At 42.7% G+C, this 1,411-nt stretch carries 2 protein-coding genes and 1 pseudogene; all 3 read right to left on the bottom strand.

What is annotated here, in order from left to right; all coding sequences use genetic code 11:
- The coding region (locus tag OGY18_RS27600; RefSeq protein WP_502873488.1) for a T6SS immunity protein Tli3 family protein at positions 1-161 on the bottom strand (161 nt) is incomplete at its 3' end.
- Positions 162-207: 46 nt separating this feature from the next.
- Entirely contained in the window at positions 208-987 is a 780-nt protein-coding gene (locus OGY18_RS25405) for a T6SS immunity protein Tli3 family protein (RefSeq protein WP_286554753.1), read from the bottom strand.
- Between the two features lie 46 nt (positions 988-1,033).
- Positions 1,034-1,411: pseudogene (locus tag OGY18_RS25400) on the bottom strand (T6SS immunity protein Tli3 family protein); the annotation flags it as partial.

The following is a 1,411-nucleotide window of genomic DNA, read 5'->3' as shown; positions in this document are numbered from 1 at the left end:
TGGTAAACAACATATCCTTCACAATCATAACCGATCAACTCCAGGTAGCGATTATCATCAAACCGGTAAATTACCTGTGATGGTATTTTTTTTGTACAGCCAGCGATAGCACATAGCGAAATAGTTCCGATTATTATTTTTAACGCACTTCCCTTATTCATAATTCATCCTTAAACGTTAAGCGGTTTGGGCATATCCCATTGCAGATTATTTCCCTGCATCCATATCGCAGTACATCCGGGTCCAGCCCTTATAGCCCACCACCTCCGGTTCTTTGTCCGGCAGATTTTGATAATTCGCTTTTTCTGACTCAACAAGATTATCCAGTCCTTGTTTCATAAAAATAACCATACCCCACGCATATCCTGGAGATTCAGGTCTGATGTGGGCATTCACATACTCGCCACCGGATTTATGCTTGCCAGGTCTGTAGAGATAATAGGTGTCATCAAAGTATTGATAGTCTATACCTGGACCACCCGGCGCCAGACGCGGGTCGTCAAAAGGGTATGAACTCAGATATAAATGCCCCTTCGCTGTGGTAATAAATGCCTGATTGTTGACCACCACCACCCTTTTTATTTCTTTTCCTTCAGGTCTATCTACCATATTCCCATCAGAATTTTTCTCTTGCCCCTGAGATGGGGACATATACGTTGCGACCTGCCACGTTTGTCCATAGTCTTTAGATATTGTATATGCACCGGGTTCCCATTCAGGAATAAAGATGTATTTATCCGATGGATGGATATATATCCCAGAGAATATCCTGAAGGAAGCAAACACTCCATCATATATCTCTTTATGAATATCTTTTCTAATGTCATGATACCAAAGTGCTCCCTCACAATAATAGCCTTTTAACTCCAGATAACGATTATCGTCATAACGATAAATAACCTGCGAGGGTGTTTTTTTTGTACAGGCAGTGATAGAGAATAGTGAAACTGCGCCGATTAATACTCTTACCATAATTCCTGGTTTCATAATTCATCCTTAAACGTTAAGTGGTTTGGGCATATCCCATTGCAGATTATTTCCCTGCATCCATATCGCAGTGCATCCGGGTCCAGCCCTTATAGCCCACCACCTCCGGTTCTTTGTCCGGCAGGTTTTGATAGTTAGCCTTATAACCTTCCGTTAAATGGGCTAAAGATGCTTTCATAAACACCACCGTTCCCCAGGCATCACCTGGAGATTCAGGTCTTATATGGCCGTTCACATACTCGCCACTGGATTTATGCTTGCCTGGTCTGTAGAGATAATACGTGTCATCAAAGTATTGATAATCTATACCTGGACCACCCGGCGCCAGACGCGGGTCGTCAAAGGGATATGAACTCATATACAAATGGTCCTGCGCTGTGGAAATAAACGCCTGGTTATTGACCACCACCACTCTTTTTATTTC

It is taken from the genome of Citrobacter sp. Cpo142, from assembly GCF_030332425.1.
GTDB lineage: Bacteria > Pseudomonadota > Gammaproteobacteria > Enterobacterales > Enterobacteriaceae > Citrobacter > Citrobacter portucalensis.
The sequence above is the reverse complement of the archived record's forward strand: the minus strand, read 5'-3'. Positions and strand labels throughout refer to the sequence as shown.

Coding starts and splice junctions, on each gene's coding strand:
- OGY18_RS25405 (WP_286554753.1), bottom strand. CDS start 987: ATGAAACCAGGAATTATGGTAAGAGTATTAATCGGCGCAGTTTCACTA.